Raw genomic sequence first — 17,442 nt, forward strand, 5'->3', positions numbered from 1 at the left:
CTGAAATGCCGATTCGGTGTTTCAGACTTTTTATTTTCACAATGCTTTTTTCAGCGTCCCGAAGATTCTGTCTTTGGGACGTTTTTTTTGGCTGTCGCCAAACTATCGTGAAATTTTCTACAGAATTATTATATCAGGTGATTCTATGCAGGAGCAAAAACAGGAATATATGCGTCAGGCGTTGGCGCTGGCCCAGCGCGGAGCCGGTCACGTCAATCCGAATCCGATGGTCGGCTGCGTCATCGTCAAGGACGGAAAAATCATCGGTGAAGGCTGGCACGAGCACATCGGTGGCCTGCATGCCGAGCGCAACGCGTTCGCGCACTGCACCGAGGACTGCACAGGCGCAGACCTGTACGTCACGCTCGAGCCGTGCTGCCACTGGGGACGCACGCCGCCGTGCACAGACGCAGTCATCGAGCACAAGATCGGCCGCGTGTTCGTCGGCTGCCTCGACCCGAACCCGCTGGTAGCCGGCAAAGGCGCACAGATCCTGCGCGACGCAGGCATTGAAGTCGAGACCGGCGTGTGCGAGGACGAATGCCGCCGCGTGAATGAAGTTTTCTTTCACTACATCACGCACAAGACGCCGTTTGTGACGCTCAAGTACGCGATGACGCTGGACGGCAAAATTGCCGCACACACCGGCGACAGCCGCTGGGTTACCGGCGAGACCGCCCGCCGTCATGTGCACGAAACGCGCAACCGGCTGCCCGCCATCATGGTCGGCATCGGCACCGTGCTTGAGGACGATCCGCTGCTCACCTGCCGCATTGACGGCGGGCGCGATCCGATCCGCATAATCTGCGACAGCCGTGCACGCACGCCGATCGACAGCAGAATCGTACAGACGGCGAACAAAATCCCGACCTATATCGCGGCCGTCGGTCGAAATGAGCGCACTGCTGAACTGGAACGGCACGGTGTACACATTCTCGAATGCAAAACGAAAGACGAGCGTGTAGACCTTGCCGACCTGATGCGCCAGCTCGGCGCACTCGGCATCGACGGCATATTGCTTGAAGGCGGCTCGGCACTTGCGTTCTCCGCGCTGCAGGCCGGTGTGGTGCACCGCGTGCAGGCGTACATCGCCCCGAAAATCATCGGCGGTGCAGACGCAAAAAGTCCGGTCGGAGGTCTGGGATTTGACAAGATGGTGCAGGCGCTTCCGCTGAAGGACGTGACCTGCACGCCGATGGGCGAAGATTTCCTGCTTGAAGGGAGATTGTAATGTTTACTGGACTTATCGAAGAAATCGGTACGGTGCGGCGCATCGAGCGCGGCGCAAGGGGCGCTCGGCTGACGATTGCGGCGGATACCGTGCTCGAAAATACCAAAATCGGTGACAGCATTGCCACGAACGGCGTATGCCTGACCGTGGTCGCGCTGACGGACGACAGCTTCAGCGCCGACGTGATGGCGGAGAGCCTGCGGCGTTCCGCGCTCGGCAGTCTGCAGAGCGGCTCGCCGGTCAATCTGGAGCGCGCGATGCCTGCCGACGGACGGTTCGGCGGTCATATCGTATCCGGCCACATCGACGGCACCGGCTCGGTTCTCTCGCAGCGGCGCGAGGACAACGCCGTGTGGGTGACGATCAAAACACCGGCTCCCCTGCTCCGGTACATCGTCGAAAAAGGCTCGATCGCCATTGATGGCGTCAGCCTTACCGTGGCGGCTGTGACGGACACCGACTTTTCGGTCTCCATCATCCCGCACACCGGCGCACAGACCATTCTGCTCGGCAAAAAGCCGGGCGAGCCGGTCAACCTCGAATGCGATGTGATCGGCAAATACGTTGAAAAAATGCTGACACCACACAAATCCAGCGGTATTACGATGGATTTTCTTGCACAACACGGATTTTAACGGAGGTTTTCTTTTATGGAATATCAGTTCAATACAGTTGAAGAAGCGCTCGAAGAGCTTCGCGCCGGACACCTCATCCTCACCATCGACGACCCGGACCGCGAGAACGAAGGCGACCTCATCTGCGCGGCACAGTTTGCCACGACCGAGAACGTCAACTTCATGGCGACCCATGCCAAGGGCCTGATCTGCACGCCGATGAGTGAGCAGGTTGCACTCCGTCTCGGTCTCGAGCAGATGGTAAAGGTCAACACCGACAACCACCACACCGCATTCACGGTTTCCATCGACCATGTGGACACCACGACCGGCATTTCCGCTGAGGAACGCGGCTTTACCTGCCGCAAATGCGCGGATATCCACACCAAGCCGGAGGAACTCCGCCGTCCGGGACACGTTTTCCCGCTTGTTGCACGCCGCGGCGGTGTGCTGACCCGCAACGGCCACACCGAGGCGACTGTCGATCTGTGCCGTCTGGCCGGACTCGAGCAGTGCGGTCTGTGCTGTGAGATCATGCGCGATGACGGCACGATGATGCGCACGCCCGAGCTGATGGAGAAGGCCAAGGAATGGGGTCTCAAGATCATCACCATCAAGGACCTGCAGGACTACTGCCGCCGTCATGATAAGCACGTTGTCCGTGAAGCCTGTGCGAAAATGCCCACCCGTTTCGGTGAGTTCCGCATCTACGGCTACGTCAACGACCTGACCGGCGAGCACCATGTTGCGCTCGTCAAGGGCGAGATCGGCGATGGCAAGAACCTGCTCTGCCGCGTACACTCCGAGTGTCTGACCGGCGATGTGTTCGGTTCCCGCCGGTGCGACTGCGGTCAGCAGCTTGCGGCAGCCATGCAGCAGATCGACAAGGAGGGCCGCGGCGTGCTGCTCTATATGCGCCAGGAAGGCCGCGGCATCGGTCTGATCAACAAGCTGAAGGCGTATGAGCTGCAGGAAAAGGGCTTCGATACCGTCGAGGCAAACGTAAAGCTCGGCTTTGCGCCCGACCTGCGTGAATACTGGATCGGCGCTCAGATTCTGCAGGACCTCGGCGCAAAGGAGCTGCGCCTGCTGACCAATAATCCGGAGAAGATTTACGGTCTGGACGGCTTCGGCGTAGAGATCGCCGAGCGCGTGCCGATTGAGATTGCACCGCAGAAGGACGACGCATTCTACCTCAGAACCAAGAAGATTAAGATGGGACACCTCTTTAGTGAAACATTGTAATCAATCTATCCCGCAGGGCGGGATGACCTCACCTCGCCCTGCAATATATCTGTTCACCATATTGAAAGGAAGATTTTAAGATGAAGGTACTCGAAGGCAAGTTAGTAGCAACCAAGGGCAAGTTTGCAATCGTTGGTGCACGTTTCAACGAATTTATCGTTTCCAAGCTGATCTCCGGCGCGGAGGACACGCTGGTACGTCACGGTGTGGACACAGATGACATCACGCTCGTATGGGTTCCGGGTGCATTTGAGATTCCGCTGGCGGCGCAGAAGCTGGCGCAGAGCGGCAAGTATGATGCAGTTATATGCCTCGGCGCGGTTATCCGCGGCTCGACCAGCCACTACGACCTCGTGTGCAACGAGGCTGCCAAGGGCATTGCACAGGTCAACCTGCAGACCGGTGTGCCGGTGACCTTCGGCGTGGTTACCACCGAGAACATCGAGCAGGCCATCGAGCGCGCAGGCACCAAGGCCGGCAACAAGGGCGCCGATGCAGCGATTGCCGCTCTCGAGCTGGCAAACCTGCTGCCGCAGCTCTAAAATTGTGCAGAAAAATGCTCTCTGATGATTCAGAGAGCATTTTTATTTACCATCCTCAATTCTCCATTTTCCTCCTGCAGACGAAAAACCACCCGAGAAAATCCCGGGTGGTTTTCTTTATTCTACCGAGCTTTCTCCGCCCATGAGCGCGGTCAGCTTCTCAATCCGCTCCAACGGGAACGGTGGGAACGCCACCGGCTTCATGGCGATGGACATCAGCTTCATCGGGTTATCATCCGCCGCTGCGCGGTTAGAGTGCAGTACACCGCGCCTGCGGGCACGACCGGACGGCCGCACACCCTGCAGGTGAAGCTGTCGTCGCAGGCATGCGTTTTGTAATAACCCTTTTGATATTGCTTGCGTTTATTCTCCCGATTCATGGGAATTCCTCCTGAAAAGTCGATATTTTCGTCCTTTGGGGAGGTGGTTTACGGATTCCTGTACAGCCGACCTCCCGGTCAGCGCACAAGCTCCAGTTTACCGAATTTGTTCAAAAAGCAATGTTCCTTTAATTATTTATCCTTGAGTGCGTCCTTTACCTTATCCCAGAAGCTCTTGCGCTTTACCTGATTCTCGTCTGTGGACGTTTCCTCGAACTCGCGCAGCAGCTTTTTCTGCTTTTCGGACAGGTTCTTCGGCACCTCGATGTTTACCCGGACATACTGGTCGCCGCGACCGCGGCCGTTGACATTCTGAATGCCCTTGCCGCGCATGCGGAACGTCGTGCCGGTCTGCGTGCCTTCCGGAATCTTGTACTCGATGCGGCCGTCGATGGTCGGCACCTGCAGCGTATCGCCGAGTGCGGCCTGTGCGAACGAAATCGGAATATCGACATGTACATCCGAGCCGTTGCGGGTAAAGATCGGATGCGGACGGATGGCAACCGTTACGAACAGATCGCCTGCGGGACCGCCGTTCACGCCTGCATTGCCCTGACCGCGCTGCTGGATGGACTGACCATCGTCGATACCTGCCGGAATGTTGACCTTGAACTTGCGGGTCTTGCGGACACGGCCCTGACCGCCGCACTTCGGACACGGCTTCTTGATGATCTTGCCGGTGCCGCGGCAGTTCGGGCAGGCACCCTGCGTCTGGAACATGCCGAGCGGCGTGCGCTGGGTCTGCGTAACAACGCCGGTGCCGCGGCAGTTCGGACAGGTCTCCGCCGTGGTGCCCTTTGCGGCACCTGTGCCGCCGCAGTCATCACAGGATTCGATGCGCTCGACCGTGATCTCCTTCTCACAGCCGAATGCGGCTTCCTCGAAGGACAGGATCACCGTCTGACGGATGGATTCGCCGCGCTGCGGTGCATTGCGGCGCGAAGACCGTCCGCCGCCAAAGCCGCCGCCGAAGAACGAACCGAACAGGTCGCCCAGATCGCCCATGTCAAAGCCGCCGCCGTAGCCGCCCGCACCGGCGCCGCCGCCGTAGCTCGGGTCAACGCCGGCAAAGCCGAACTGGTCGTACTTGGCGCGCTTCTCCTTGTCAGAAAGCACCTCATACGCCTCATTCACTTCCTTGAACTTATCCGCAGCCTCCGGATTATCCTTGTTGAGGTCCGGGTGGTACTTGCGCGCCAGCTTGCGGTATGCCTTTTTCAGCTCATCATCACTTGCGCCCTTCTGTACGCCGAGCACTTCATAATAATCTCTTTTATCAGCCATAAAAAATCATCCTATACACAGGGATAGGCGCACCAAAGTGCGCCTCTCCATTAGAGTGGAGTGTGGAGAGTGAAGAGTGAGGAGTTTTTCTCTCCACTCTTCACTCTTCTATCTTCACTCTTGCTTATTACTTATTGTCGTCGTCCTTAACCTCGGTGAAGTCAGCGTCTACAAAGTCGCCCTGCTGACCGCCCTGTGCGCCTGCACCCTGAGCGCCGCCCATGTTCGGGTCGCCCTGCGGTGCCTGCTGCTGATAGATCTTGCCGGCCAGATCGGAGAACTTCTTGGACAGGCCCTCGGTTGCAGCCTTGATCATATCGGTATCGGTGCCCTTGAGCGCTTCCTTAACCTTTTCGATCTCAGCCTGAACGCCTGCCTTCTCATCTGCGGACAGCTTGTCGCCCAGATCGGTCAGTGCCTTCTCGGACTGGAATACCAGCTGCTCAGCGTTGTTGCGAACCTCAACTGCTTCCTTGTTCTTCTTATCCTGCTCAGCGTACTGCTCAGCCTCGTGCATTGCCTTGTCGATCTCGTCCTGAGACAGATTGGTGGATGCAGTGATAGTGATCTTCTGCTCCTTGCCGGTGCCGAGGTCCTTAGCGGATACGTTTACGATGCCGTTTGCGTCGATATCGAAGGTAACCTCGATCTGAGGAATGCCGCGCGGTGCCGGAGCGATGCCGTCGAGGGTGAAACGGCCGAGGGTCTTGTTACCTGCAGCCATCTCGCGCTCGCCCTGCAGAACGTGAATCTCAACGGACGGCTGGTTGTCAGCTGCGGTGGAGAAGATCTGGCTCTTCTTGGTCGGGATGGTGGTGTTGCGGTCGATCAGCTTGGTGCATACGCCGCCGAGGGTCTCAATACCGAGGGACAGCGGAGTTACGTCGAGCAGCAGCACGTCCTTGACCTCGCCGCCGAGAACGCCGCCCTGAATGGATGCGCCGATTGCTACGCACTCGTCCGGGTTGATGCCCTTGAAGCCTTCCTTGCCGGTGATACCCTTAACAGCCTCCTGTACAGCCGGGATACGGGTGGAACCGCCAACCAGCAGGACCTTGGACAGATCGGAAGCGGACAGACCAGCGTCGCTCATAGCCTGACGAACCGGACCCATGGTGCGCTCAACGAGGTCTGCGGTCAGCTCATTGAACTTTGCACGGGTCAGGGTCAGCTCGAGGTGCTTCGGACCGGTAGCGTCAGCCGTGATGTACGGCTGGTTGATGGAGGTCTGGCTCATGCCGGACAGCTCGATCTTCGCCTTCTCAGCAGCTTCCTTCAGGCGCTGCATAGCCATACGGTCGTTCGACAGGTCAATGCCGTTGGACTTCTTGAACTCGTCAACCATCCAGTCGATGATGCGCTGGTCGAAGTCATCACCGCCGAGGTGGGTATCACCTGCGGTGGACAGAACCTCCAGAACGCCCTCGCCGATGTCCAGAACGGATACATCGAACGTACCGCCGCCGAGGTCGTATACCATGATCTTCTGCTCGGATTCCTTATCTACGCCGTAAGCCAGTGCAGCAGCGGTCGGCTCGTTGATGATACGCAGAACTTCCAGACCTGCGATCTTGCCAGCATCCTTGGTAGCCTGACGCTGCGAGTCGGAGAAGTAAGCCGGAACGGTGATAACCGCCTGATTTACCGGCTGGCCGAGGTATGCTTCTGCGTCAGCCTTCAGCTTCTGCAGGATCATAGCGGAAATCTCCTGCGGGGAGTACGGCTTGCCGTCGATGTTTACGCGGTAGTCGGTGCCCATGTGGCGCTTGATGGAAATAATGGTGCGGTCTGCGTTGGTTACAGCCTGGCGCTTAGCGACCTGACCGATCATACGCTCGCCGTCCTTAGAAAATGCAACAACAGACGGAGTGGTGCGCGCACCCTCAGCGTTAGGGATGACTACGGCTTCGCCGCCCTCCATAACAGATACACAAGAGTTCGTCGTACCAAGGTCAATACCAATGATCTTACCCATAATAAATACACTCCTTAAATGATAGGATTTTGTTTACTTTAATTAGTAGTTAGTAATCAGTTTGCAACCTTCACCATCGCATGGCGAATAACCTTATCGCCAATCTGGAAGCCCTGCTGGAAGGTTTCTGCGATGACATTCTCACCGAGTTTTTCATCCTCAACGTGCATAACCGCGTTGTGGAAGTTCGGATCGAATGCGGTGCCTGCAGCAGCGTCAATGACGGTGACGTTAATGCCCTTGAGGCTTTCGGTCAGCTGCGTCATGGTCAGCTCGACACCCTTTTTATATTCGGTGTCGGCGGTCTCTGCCTTGAGCGCCCGCTCGAGGTTATCGTAGGTCGGCAGCAGTGCGGTTACGGCGCGGCTGACGGCATCGGTGTACGCCTGCTCGCGCTCACGCTGGCTGCGCTTGCGGAAATTATCGTATTCCGCCGCCATGCGGAGATAACGATCGTTCAGGTCGTTATACTTGGCTTCCCAGTCCGTCGCGGGCTTTGCTTCAGCCTTGGCGGTCTCCTCTGTAGGAGCCTCGGTCTTTACCTGCTCCTGCTCTTCCGCCTCCGGCTTTGTCTTTTTGCTCATGTCGTTTTGTGCCTCCGTTTACAGGAAATCAGTGATTTCCGTCTTTTTCATCTAAAAATGTCTCGGCGATCAGTTTGTTCAGCCCTTTTGCGAAGCGGCTGAGCTGTGCGGACAGCTTGGCGTAATCCATGCGGGTCGGGCCCACGATGCCGATCGCGCCCTGACCGATCTTGCCGATATCGTATTTTGCGTAGATCGCCGAGGTTTCACTCAGCGGGTTTTCGCCGTTTTCCGGTCCGATGAAGAACTGGATGCCGTCGATCTTGCGGGTGGCCGGCAGCAGGTGCTTGCGGTCGTCCTCCATGTAATCGAGCAGCGTCTGCGCCTTTTTCGTATCGCGGTACTCCGGAAAACGCAGCAGCTTGCTGGCACCGTCGAGGTAAACCTTCTGGTCGCTCAGCTCGGTGATCAGCTCTGCGATGTACTCGGCTACCGGAGCGAGCAGCGCGGTCAATCCCGCGGCGCGGCGCACAATGTCGAATCGCTCGGCGGTGATGCTCGAGAGCGGCAGTCCGGTCAGCGTCTGGTTGAGCACATAGGTGAGCAGCTCGGCCTCATCCTTGGAGACCTCAGCCACCGTGCGGACCATTTTGTTCTTGACCGTGCCCGAATCCGTAACTACTACGATTACGAAATTCATCTTATCGACTGCGATGATCTCAAACTGCCGGATGGCGATCTGCGTCATGGCCGGTGTGATAGCAACCGACGCGTAATTCGTCAGACTGGTGAGCAGCTTGCCGGCCTCCTGAATGAGGTGGTCAAGCTCCCGTACCTTGGTAAGCACGCTGTTCTGCAGTGCGTTTCCGTCCTCCGCATTGTCGGCCGGACGCTCCATCAGTTCATCCACATACAGTCGATAGCCCTGCGGTGAGGGGATTCGTCCCGCAGAGGTGTGCGGCTTTTCGAGATAGCCCATGTCCTCCAGCTCACTCATCTCATTGCGGATGGTGGCGGACGAGAACGGCAGCTCGTGTCCCTCGGTCAATGCCTTGGAGCCGACCGGCTCAGCCGTGCGGATGTAATCGCCGATAATGGCTTTGAGTATTTGCTTTTTACGTTCCGAAAGCTCCACCGAAGCAGACTCCTTTCTTTCGGTTGTTAGCACTCCATCTCCCTGAGTGCTAAACTTAATTTACCACCACATACGGGCAAAGTCAAGTGCTGTTTGTGAACAATTTATGAAATGATCATCGGAATTTTATCACACCCGCCTGCCGAGTGCTGAAATGCCAGTTTTCACCGTATAAAAAACGCTCTGATTTGGTCGTTTTTCCTTGCGTTCGCGTCCACGCAGTGATAGAATTAGTATGAGAGAGAGACAGGCAATCGTTCGATTGCCGTAGAGAGAAAATCCGCTCTATAAAAAGGAGAAAAAACATGAAGGAAATCAAAGTTGGCATCGTCGGTTTGGGCCGTCTCGGTTCGGTACACGCGCAGAATCTCGCGTTCAAGATTCCCGGCTGCAAGCTGGTCGCTGCCTGCTCGCTCGAGCAGAAGGAGCTGGACTGGGCGAAGGACTACCTCAAGGTAGAGTACACCACCACGGACTACAAGAAAATGGTTGACGAGGCAGACATCGAAGCTGTCGTTATCGTCTCCTCCTCTCCGGAGCACTGCTGGATGATCGAGTACGCGCTCGACGCAGGCAAGCACGTTTTCACCGACAAGCCGCTCGGCTGCTCGCTTGAGGAGTGCAAGCGCGCTGAGGCTGCTGTTGAACGTCACCCGGACAAGATCTTCTTCCTTGGCTTTATGCGCCGCTACGATCCGTCCTATGCGGATGCAAAGGCACAGATCAACGCAGGCCGCATCGGCAAGCCGTATCTGGTAAAGGCTACCGGCCTTGACCCGGAAGCTCTGGTCGAGAGCTGCATCAAGTTCTCCAAGACCTCGGGCGGCATCTTCATCGACGCGGCTTCGCACGACATTGACCTGATGCGCTGGTTCCTCGGCGGTGAGGTTACCGAGGTTTACGCCGCAGGCACCAACTTTAAGCACCCCGAGTTTGCCGAGAACGGTGACACCGAGACCGGCATGGCAATGCTCAAGTTTGACAATGGCACGGTCGCTTTCCTGCACGTTGGCCGTACTGCGCCGCACGGTTACCACACCGAGACCGAAATCGTCGGCACCGAAGCGCATATCCGCGTAGCCGGTGTACCGTGGAAGGACCGTGTAATGGTTTACGATCAGTACGGTGCCCGTCAGGAGATCGTCGAGAACTTCCCGCAGCGTTTCGCAGAGGCGTACCTGCTCGAAATGGTGGACTTCATCGACTGCATCCAGAAGGACCGCAAGCCCGAGCTGACCGTTTACGACGGCACCAAGGCAACCCTCGTTACCTACGCGATTACGGATTCGTTCCACTCCGGTAAGCCGGTTCAGGTACAGTATTAATATATTGTAAAATCGCACAAAAGCAGAGCCGAAAGGCTCTGCTTTTTCTTGCATATTTTCATCTTCTCTGCTATTATAATGGCAAGGAGGTAGAGATTATGAACAACAACATTCCCATTGCCCGCTGGCTTTCCATGTTCTGGCTGTGCAGCGCCGTTTCACTGGTGCTTGGACAACTCGGCGGCTCCGTCACTTTGAACGGTACAAACGGTGCAGTGCTCACCGTTACCGGCATTCTCGGTATATTCTGCACCCTCGTGCAGTTTTATCCGTTTTACCGGTTCAGCCGCGTGTCCGAGCGCCTGCAGCGTGCGTTCACAGCCACTGTGCTCAGCGTGGCGGCAACCGTTGTCGGCCTGCTGGCCATGACGCTCGTTCCGAGCGACACGCCGCCGTATACACCCAGCACGTTTTATCTGCTGTTCAGCCTGATCGCACTTGCCGGTGTGATCGCATCCTATGTCTCGCAGTTCTGGCTGTACACCGGACTGGACGATGTCTGTACAGAGCGCGGCTACGACTTTCCGCCCAAGCGTATTCGCTGGTGCTTTTATCTTTCCCTTATCAACATTTTGCTGCGCATGCTGCCAACTTCCATTCCGATTTTTCTCTCGCAGATTGCCAGCCTTGTGCTGCTTGCCCTGTTTATCCGTGCCGCATATCAAGCGGAAAAGCTGACCGTATAACCCAATATAAAAGAAAAAGGACCGTCCAAACGGTCCTTTTTCTTTTATATGAGAGATTATTTGTAGAGAGCAGGTTTATCCATCATCTCGATCGGCAGGAACTGATTCGTGCCGCGGGAACGGTTGAGCGTGTCTGCTGCGACGCAGGCAGCATAGCCGTCCCATGCGGACGGGCCATCCGGCTCACCCTTCTCCGCAAGGGTCTTGACCCAATGGGTCAGCTCAATGTCATAGGCTTCAATAAAGCGGTCCTTCCAGTCGGTCAGGATCGGGAACGAACGGGTTGCGTTCGAGCGCTTGACAACCGCATACGGATCAGGCAGGTTGACTGTGCCCTTCTCGCAGACGACCTGACACTGGATGTCGTAACCGTAAGCGTCCGCAACCTGAACCTCTACGTCAATGCGAGCACCGGACTGGGTTTCCAGCAGCACGATCTGCGGGTTGTCGTAACCCTTGGTAGAGCACGCGGACTGGCGCACCTTGAGCACCTGACCGCTCTTATACTCATCGCCGAGCAGCCAGCGGCATATGTCCAGCTCATGGATTGCAACGTTGGAAACGCCCATCTCGGTCTGGAAGCCGTCCGGCTGAGACACGTTGCGGTGGCACGCGTGAATCATCAGCGGCGCACCCAGCTCACCGGAGTCAATGATGCGCTTCATCTCGGCGTAGCCGCGGTCATAGTGGCGCATAAAGCCGACCTGTACCAAACGCTTGCCGTGTGCGGTCTCGGCCGCGATGATTTTCTCGCAGTCGGCGGCACTCTGTGCCAGCGGCTTCTCGCAGAACACCTGCTTGCCCGCTTTAAGAGCCTCGAGCACATAGCCTGCGTGGCTCGGGTCGGACGAGGTGATAACGACCGCCTGCACCTCCGGTGCTGCGATCAGCTCCTCGCCGGTCTTGTATGCCTTCATGCCTTCATACTGCGCTGCAATCTTAATCGCAGCTTCTTCAAAATAGTCTGCACAGGCAACAACCTGACAGCCCGGAACAATGTCCGTCAGGCGTCGAATGTGATCGCGGCCAATTGCGCCGCAGCCAATAACACCAATATTCAGCATGCTGATCCTCTCCTTTTAACAGCAAGAATAATCACTTAAAATCTCGTTAATACTCGCGGATTCCCGCGTTTTTTCACACTTTTTTCTTCATTACATACATTGTACCGCAATCCCGCCGTCACGGTCAACCATCCTACCAAAACATTGGTAGCCTGCCTAAAAAAGCACCGCAAATTTATGGCAAAATGAAGGCTCAAAAGCAGATGACAGTGCATTTTTGATTGTGCACTGTGCGTAGTTATACTTGACGTCAGCGCTGCTCTCCCCTATACTTTGAAGTAGAAAAGGAGAATGTGTCAATGGCAGTTACCATACAAAAAATCGCAGAGCTGTCCGGTGTGTCGCGCGGCACGGTGGACCGTGTGCTGCACGGACGCCCCAACGTCAATCCAATGATACGCGAAAAAGTTGTCCGTGCCGCAGAAAAACTCGGCTATCAGCCTCCAGTGCCGCTGAAATCGGCAGATTGCAGGCAAGCGGCTATTCTCATTCCGCAATGGACGGACGGGCACTTCAACCGGCAGATCGTCAGCGGCATTCGCAAGGCGCTGCGCTATATCGCCGATCCGGCGTTTATACTGACCGAGCAGCCGCTGCGCACCATGACCATGCAGGAGCTGCTCCGCGCGATGGACGAACAGATTCGTTCCGGCGTGGACGGACTCATCATCCGTGCCGAGAATACGCCGGAGGTCCGCGCCGCCATCGAGCAGGCAGTGCAGAACGGCGTGACCGTCATCACCTATGATGCCGATGTGCCGCACAGCGGCCGTCTGTGCCACGCCGGACAGGATCTTGTCCGCGCAGGCGCTATCGCCGCCGGTGTCATGGCGCGGCTCATCCGGCCGCCCGAGCACGTTCTCATTGTCACCGGCAACCTGCGTATGGAGGCCCACAAAGGCCGCGTGGACGGCTTTTGCCGCCGTCTGCTCGAGCTGGGTTTCTCCGAAGATGCCTACCGCGTGATCGAAACCAACGAAATGCCTGAACTCACCGGTGAACTCGTCGCGCAGGCGCTTCAGGCCGACAGCCGCCTGCACGCCGTCTATATGGCCTGCCAGCCGCTCTCCGGCTGCATCGCGGGCATCCGAAAAGCGCGGCGCACCACCCGTCCGCATATCGTCTGCAACGACCTCACGCCCACCGCGAAGCGGTATCTGCGCGAGGGAACGGTGGATTTCGTGATCGGTCAGTCATTCTCGCAGGAGTCGTTCCACGCGGTGTTGGCGATGTATCAAATGCTGCTGCGCGGCGTGAAGCCGAAGCGTGAGCTGTATTATACCGATCTGCGGTTGATCACGCAGGAAATGCTGTAGAGGGAGATTTCATTATCATGGTGCAAATCGGATAAACGGCGGGTGAGGGCACCTCGCCCTATGAATATACAATAAAGATGATACCAATGAGGATAAAATTCGCAGCGGAGATGAAACCGTATGTGCAGCAGTAATTTATCTGATACTGCGAATATGCCGTAGGGGAGCACACTGTGCTCCCCTACGGCATAAAAAATTCTCTGCCGTTCCCTATCCCCGCCCGGAAAGGGCGCAGCACTCTCTGCAAACTTCGTGCCGAATAAATCAATCCAAATTCACGCAAAAAAAGAGCCGCTTTACAGCGACTCTTTTTTGTTTGATATGCGCGGACTGATTACTTAGCAGCCAAACGGCGAGCCTTAGCAGCCATGCGCTCACGAGTAACGTCGAGCAGTACGGCGCCGATGATAACCAGGCCGAGTACGAGGTTCTGTACTGCCGAAGAAACGGACAGCAGGGAGAAGCCGTTACGCAGAACAGCGATGATCAGCGCGCCGAGCATGGTACCAACCATGGTGCCCTTGCCGCCCATGAAGGATGCGCCGCCGATGATGCAGGCTGCGATTGCGTCGGTATCGTACGGCTGAATAGCGTTAACGCCGTTGCAGATACCGGAACGACCGATGGATACGATACCAGCCAGAGCTGCCATGAAACCGGACAGGGTGTAGCAGAAGGTCAGCACGTTAGCGGAGTTGATACCGGACAGACGAGCTGCTTCCGGGTTGCCGCCTACACAGTAGATGGAACGGCCCAGAGCGGTCTTGGTGAGCAGGATGTGCATGATGATGTAGATAACGATTACTACGATGAAGGATACCGGGAAGCCGCCAAAGGTCTTGGAGCCCAGCCACATAACTGCATCGTTACCGGAGAAGGATACCATCTGAGAGTTGGTGATGATCAGCGCACCGCCCCACAGTACGTTCTTCATACCGAGGGTAGATACGAACGGATGCGGCAGGTGCAGACGGGTAAGAAGCATACCGTTGATCCAACCGATCAAGGTGCCGCCAACGATGGCAACAACCAGCAGCAGAACCGGGTTGTTCATGCCCTTGTTAACCAGCATACCGGCAAGGCAGGCAGCGAACGTTGCGTTCGCACCTACGGACAGGTCGATGCCGGCGGTGATCAGGCAGAGCAGCATACCGGTGGATACCAGTGCATTGAACGAGGTCTGCTTGAGAACAGACATCATGTTGGAATACTTAAAGAAGTTCGGCGAAGCGATCGCCAGAACTACACAAAGGATTACCAGTGCGCCAAAAGTACCAGCATAAGACATCAAACTGCTGGATTTCTTCGATTTAGTCATCTAATTTACCTCCCCAAGCTGCCTTCATAAGGTCTTCCTGATTGAAATGTTCGCTGTCACGGTCTACTTCGGCCATTACTTCGCCGCCGCGCATTACGATTACGCGATCGGACATGCCGAGGATCTCAGGCATTTCCGAAGATACCATGATAACGCACTTGCCCTGCTTGACAAGGCTGTTCATTACATTGTACACCTCGACCTTTGCGCCGACGTCGATACCACGGGTCGGTTCGTCAAAGATAAAGATCTCTGCATCCGTGTTGACCCACTTGCCGATTACGACCTTCTGCTGGTTACCACCGGACAGCTGGCCTACGATCTCGTCGATCGACGGGGTCTTGATGCGCAGCGACGCAATGTTCTGCTCGCCTGCCTCGAGAATCTTCTTTTCGTTGAGGAACAAGCCCGAAGAGAAGCCCTTCATGTTAGCAAGAATCAGGTTGGTGCGAATGGTCTGAGCCAGTACCAGACCCTGTCCCTTACGGTCCTCGGTGAGGAACGCGATGCCATGCTTGATAGCCTGACGCGGAGACTTAATCGATACTTCCTTGCCCTTGATCTTGATCTTGCCGCTGTCGATCGGATCTGCGCCGAAAATCGCGCGCATAATCTCGGTACGGCCAGCGCCGACCAGACCTGCAAAGCCCAGAATCTGTCCGCCGTATGCCTTGAAGGATACATTGTTCAGGACGCCTGCCTCAACAACGCTGTCAACCTCAAGCATCGGCTCCTTGGACTTGGTGCCGAATTCCTTCGGGAACTGGTTGTCCAGCGAACGACCTACCATTGCGGTGATCAGGGAGTCATTATCCCACTGATCGATCGGCTTGGTTGCGATGAACTCACCGTCACGGATAACCTCAACGCGGTCGCACAGCTCGAACAGCTCCTCCAGCTTATGGGATACAAAGACGATGCCGATGCCGCGTGCCTTCAGTTCACGGCACGTCTTCATCAGCTGCTCAACCTCTTTCTCGCCCAGAGAGGAGGTCGGCTCGTCCATAATAATCATTTTTGCGTTGATCAGAACCGCCTTTGCGATCTCGATCATCTGCTGTACGCCCATACCAAAGTTACCTGCCGGCTTGGTCGGATCTACGTCCTGACCGAGCGAAGCCATAACTTCCTTTGCCTTTTTGTGCATGGTCGGGTAATCCAGCAGAGTACCCTTTTTAATCCACTTGTTGATGAAAATGTTGTCAGTAATGCTCAGCAGCTTCTCAATATTAAGCTCCTGATATACGCACGCGATGCCAGCCGCTGCCGAATCGTTCGGGTCCTTAAAATGCTGCTCGACGCCGTCTACGAAAATCTGACCCTCATCTGCCTGATGTACACCAGTCAGCACCTTGATCAGCGTAGATTTACCTGCGCCGTTCTCACCGATCAGGCCGAGGATCTCGCCCGGCTTGACGGAAAGCTGCATGTTTTTCAGAGCCACTACGCCCGGAAAACGCTTGGTCGCGTTTTTCAGTTCTACTACGTATTCACTCATTTGCATATCACCTTTTCTTCTCCGAGATGAAGTGCGGGACAAAGTAAACTGTTCTCGGTTCAGTTTCCTAAGGAAAAGCCTGCCTAGTGCAAGCTCTTTACCATTTCTTGTCCGCGGGAGCATGTTTGAAAAGAGAACCCCTGCAGAGATTAAAATCGAGCAGGGGTTTCTTCTCGTTCACTTAAATGCTGGAACTAATGGAAAACCACAAGCGTGTGGGATGGATTGCTTAGCCGATGTAGCCCTTCAGGGTATCCAGACGCTCCTGAGCGTTATCCTTGTTGACAACGGAGCAACCGGAGTCGATGAACTTCTCCAGCTTCTCACCGTTAACAGCCTTTACAGCAGCCTCAACTGCCTTGTAGCCCATGTCGTATGCTTCCTGAGCAACGGACATGGTCTCCTCGCCAGACAGGATAGCGTTGCAAGCGGACTGGATGCCGTCGAAACCAACGAAGATGGTCTTCTCGTAAGCAGCGTTGCCCTTTGCAGCACGAGCAGCAGCCATAGCCATATCGTCGTTGTTGCAGACGATGATAGCGACGCCTTTCGGATGGTTCTGCATGATTGCTTCCATCGAGGTAGCAGCCTTATCAGCAACAGCGTCAGCGTACTGGATCTCGTCCTTCAGGAACTCGCCACCAGCCTCGGTAACGCCCTTCTCATAACCGGTCAGACGAGCGGTAGCAGTGCCGTCGCCCTGTACACCGGAAATTGCGATTGCCTGAACCTTATCCCAGCCAGCAGCCTTAGCAGCCTCAACAGCAGCCTTGCCGCCCATTGCAGCAGCATCCTCGTTGCCGGTGCCTACGAAGGACAGAACCTCAGGTGCGTCGATGTTGGTATCAACAGCAACGATCGGTGCGGTCTGGCCAGCGATCAGGGTCTTAACGAGGTCAGCCTGCAGCGGAGCGATAACGAATGCATCGTATGCGCCGGAGTTCAGGTCGGTCTCGATCATATTCTGCTGCTCGTCGTAAGCGGTCTCGGAGGTAGCGCCCTTAACCTCAACCTTTACGTCCGGGTTGTCCTTGGAGTAAGCCTCAGCGCCAGCCTTAACGTAGCTCCAGTACTCGGAAGCAGTCGTCTTCAGGATAACGTCAACAGAGCAGCCGGAACCGCTCTGCGCCTTATCGCCGCCGGTCTTGTCGTCCGTAGACGGGGTGGAAGAACCGCCGCCGCAAGCTGCAAGGCTTGCAACCATAGCACCGGTCATCAGCATAGCAAGTAATCTCTTCTTCATGATAAAACCTCTCTCCTTTTTCGTGCGGAGCGGGCGGGTTTCTCTGCCCTGCCGTTCCGCCT

At 56.1% G+C, this 17,442-nt stretch carries 16 protein-coding genes; 7 read left to right on the forward strand and 9 right to left on the reverse strand.

The annotated features are described in order from the left end of the window. Positions 1-145: 145 nt before the first annotated feature. From ribD to ribH, 4 genes are all read left to right on the forward strand, one after another. Positions 146-1,231 carry a bifunctional diaminohydroxyphosphoribosylaminopyrimidine deaminase/5-amino-6-(5-phosphoribosylamino)uracil reductase RibD gene (ribD, locus tag PG722_RS01605; protein ID WP_270579454.1) on the forward strand — a complete coding sequence of 362 codons (1,086 nt, stop codon included), beginning with the start codon at positions 146-148 and terminating at the stop codon, positions 1,229-1,231. Continuing rightward, positions 1,231-1,866, forward strand: a complete 636-nt coding sequence (locus tag PG722_RS01610) for a riboflavin synthase (RefSeq protein ID WP_270579455.1) — start codon at positions 1,231-1,233, stop codon at positions 1,864-1,866. Before ribD ends, PG722_RS01610 begins: the two co-directional genes overlap by 1 nt. A 15-nt stretch (positions 1,867-1,881) precedes the next feature. Beyond that, positions 1,882-3,090, forward strand: coding sequence for a bifunctional 3,4-dihydroxy-2-butanone-4-phosphate synthase/GTP cyclohydrolase II (locus PG722_RS01615; protein ID WP_119189951.1), 1,209 nt, complete (start codon positions 1,882-1,884; stop codon positions 3,088-3,090). Between the two features lie 80 nt (positions 3,091-3,170). Further along, entirely contained in the window at positions 3,171-3,632 is a 462-nt protein-coding gene (gene ribH, locus PG722_RS01620) for a 6,7-dimethyl-8-ribityllumazine synthase (protein ID WP_117750905.1), read from the forward strand. A gap of 221 nt (positions 3,633-3,853) precedes the next feature. Here the strand turns inward: ribH and PG722_RS14135 are convergent, their stop codons facing one another. The 5 genes from PG722_RS14135 to hrcA all read right to left on the reverse strand — a co-directional run bounded on the left by PG722_RS14135 (position 3,854) and on the right by hrcA (position 8,930). Further along, positions 3,854-4,012, reverse strand: coding sequence for a hypothetical protein (locus PG722_RS14135; RefSeq protein WP_442867813.1), 159 nt, complete (start codon positions 4,010-4,012; stop codon positions 3,854-3,856). A gap of 132 nt (positions 4,013-4,144) precedes the next feature. Beyond that, on the reverse strand, positions 4,145-5,296 hold the full coding sequence (gene dnaJ / locus PG722_RS01630) for a molecular chaperone DnaJ (RefSeq protein ID WP_118286298.1): 1,152 nt from the start codon (positions 5,294-5,296) through the stop codon (positions 4,145-4,147). Between the two features lie 127 nt (positions 5,297-5,423). Then, a complete protein-coding gene (dnaK, locus tag PG722_RS01635) occupies positions 5,424-7,271 on the reverse strand; it encodes a molecular chaperone DnaK (RefSeq protein WP_118286297.1) in 1,848 nt (615 codons plus the stop codon). A gap of 56 nt (positions 7,272-7,327) precedes the next feature. After that, positions 7,328-7,855: a nucleotide exchange factor GrpE gene (gene grpE, locus PG722_RS01640; protein ID WP_270579456.1), complete on the reverse strand. Its 528-nt coding sequence runs from the start codon at positions 7,853-7,855 to the stop codon at positions 7,328-7,330. Between the two features lie 28 nt (positions 7,856-7,883). Beyond that, positions 7,884-8,930, reverse strand: coding sequence for a heat-inducible transcriptional repressor HrcA (gene hrcA, locus PG722_RS01645; RefSeq protein ID WP_158557228.1), 1,047 nt, complete (start codon positions 8,928-8,930; stop codon positions 7,884-7,886). Positions 8,931-9,235: 305 nt separating this feature from the next. Between hrcA and PG722_RS01650 the strand changes: the two genes are divergently transcribed. Beyond that, on the forward strand, positions 9,236-10,255 hold the full coding sequence (locus tag PG722_RS01650; RefSeq protein ID WP_110436285.1) for a Gfo/Idh/MocA family protein: 1,020 nt from the start codon (positions 9,236-9,238) through the stop codon (positions 10,253-10,255). Positions 10,256-10,353: 98 nt separating this feature from the next. After that, the gene (locus tag PG722_RS01655) at positions 10,354-10,941 is read left to right on the forward strand and encodes a hypothetical protein (protein ID WP_270579457.1); all 588 of its coding nucleotides are present in this window, start codon (positions 10,354-10,356) and stop codon (positions 10,939-10,941) included. Between the two features lie 56 nt (positions 10,942-10,997). Here the strand turns inward: PG722_RS01655 and PG722_RS01660 are convergent, their stop codons facing one another. Beyond that, positions 10,998-12,005, reverse strand: a complete 1,008-nt coding sequence (locus tag PG722_RS01660; RefSeq protein WP_270579458.1) for a Gfo/Idh/MocA family protein — start codon at positions 12,003-12,005, stop codon at positions 10,998-11,000. 299 nt (positions 12,006-12,304) lie between these two features. Here PG722_RS01660 and PG722_RS01665 point away from each other — a divergent pair, with 299 nt between their 5' ends. After that, a complete protein-coding gene (locus PG722_RS01665) occupies positions 12,305-13,321 on the forward strand; it encodes a LacI family DNA-binding transcriptional regulator (protein WP_270579459.1) in 1,017 nt (338 codons plus the stop codon). 334 nt (positions 13,322-13,655) lie between these two features. On the opposite strand, the gene PG722_RS01670 is transcribed toward PG722_RS01665, so the two are convergent. The 3 genes from PG722_RS01670 to PG722_RS01680 all read right to left on the reverse strand — a co-directional run bounded on the left by PG722_RS01670 (position 13,656) and on the right by PG722_RS01680 (position 17,380). Then, positions 13,656-14,639 carry an ABC transporter permease gene (locus PG722_RS01670; protein WP_118479114.1) on the reverse strand — a complete coding sequence of 328 codons (984 nt, stop codon included), beginning with the start codon at positions 14,637-14,639 and terminating at the stop codon, positions 13,656-13,658. Beyond that, positions 14,632-16,137 (reverse strand): sugar ABC transporter ATP-binding protein, encoded by a 1,506-nt coding sequence (locus PG722_RS01675; RefSeq protein WP_118360288.1) that lies wholly within the window; start codon positions 16,135-16,137, stop codon positions 14,632-14,634. Before PG722_RS01675 ends, PG722_RS01670 begins: the two co-directional genes overlap by 8 nt. 229 nt (positions 16,138-16,366) lie before the next feature. Further along, positions 16,367-17,380, reverse strand: a complete 1,014-nt coding sequence (locus PG722_RS01680; protein WP_118360287.1) for a sugar ABC transporter substrate-binding protein — start codon at positions 17,378-17,380, stop codon at positions 16,367-16,369. Between the last annotated feature and the right edge of the window lie 62 nt (positions 17,381-17,442).

Origin of the sequence: Butyricicoccus sp. OF27-2pH9A (assembly GCF_027693185.1) — a bacterium.
Classification (GTDB): domain Bacteria; phylum Bacillota; class Clostridia; order Oscillospirales; family Butyricicoccaceae; genus Agathobaculum; species Agathobaculum butyriciproducens.

Coding starts and splice junctions, on each gene's coding strand:
- ribD (WP_270579454.1), top strand. CDS start 146: ATGCAGGAGCAAAAACAGGAATATATGCGTCAGGCGTTGGCGCTGGCC.
- PG722_RS01610 (WP_270579455.1), top strand. CDS start 1,231: ATGTTTACTGGACTTATCGAAGAAATCGGTACGGTGCGGCGCATCGAG.
- PG722_RS01615 (WP_119189951.1), top strand. CDS start 1,882: ATGGAATATCAGTTCAATACAGTTGAAGAAGCGCTCGAAGAGCTTCGC.
- ribH (WP_117750905.1), top strand. CDS start 3,171: ATGAAGGTACTCGAAGGCAAGTTAGTAGCAACCAAGGGCAAGTTTGCA.
- PG722_RS14135 (WP_442867813.1), bottom strand. CDS start 4,012: ATGAATCGGGAGAATAAACGCAAGCAATATCAAAAGGGTTATTACAAA.
- dnaJ (WP_118286298.1), bottom strand. CDS start 5,296: ATGGCTGATAAAAGAGATTATTATGAAGTGCTCGGCGTACAGAAGGGC.
- dnaK (WP_118286297.1), bottom strand. CDS start 7,271: ATGGGTAAGATCATTGGTATTGACCTTGGTACGACGAACTCTTGTGTA.
- grpE (WP_270579456.1), bottom strand. CDS start 7,855: ATGAGCAAAAAGACAAAGCCGGAGGCGGAAGAGCAGGAGCAGGTAAAG.
- PG722_RS01650 (WP_110436285.1), top strand. CDS start 9,236: ATGAAGGAAATCAAAGTTGGCATCGTCGGTTTGGGCCGTCTCGGTTCG.
- PG722_RS01655 (WP_270579457.1), top strand. CDS start 10,354: ATGAACAACAACATTCCCATTGCCCGCTGGCTTTCCATGTTCTGGCTG.
- PG722_RS01660 (WP_270579458.1), bottom strand. CDS start 12,005: ATGCTGAATATTGGTGTTATTGGCTGCGGCGCAATTGGCCGCGATCAC.
- PG722_RS01665 (WP_270579459.1), top strand. CDS start 12,305: ATGGCAGTTACCATACAAAAAATCGCAGAGCTGTCCGGTGTGTCGCGC.
- PG722_RS01670 (WP_118479114.1), bottom strand. CDS start 14,639: ATGACTAAATCGAAGAAATCCAGCAGTTTGATGTCTTATGCTGGTACT.
- PG722_RS01675 (WP_118360288.1), bottom strand. CDS start 16,137: ATGAGTGAATACGTAGTAGAACTGAAAAACGCGACCAAGCGTTTTCCG.
- PG722_RS01680 (WP_118360287.1), bottom strand. CDS start 17,380: ATGAAGAAGAGATTACTTGCTATGCTGATGACCGGTGCTATGGTTGCA.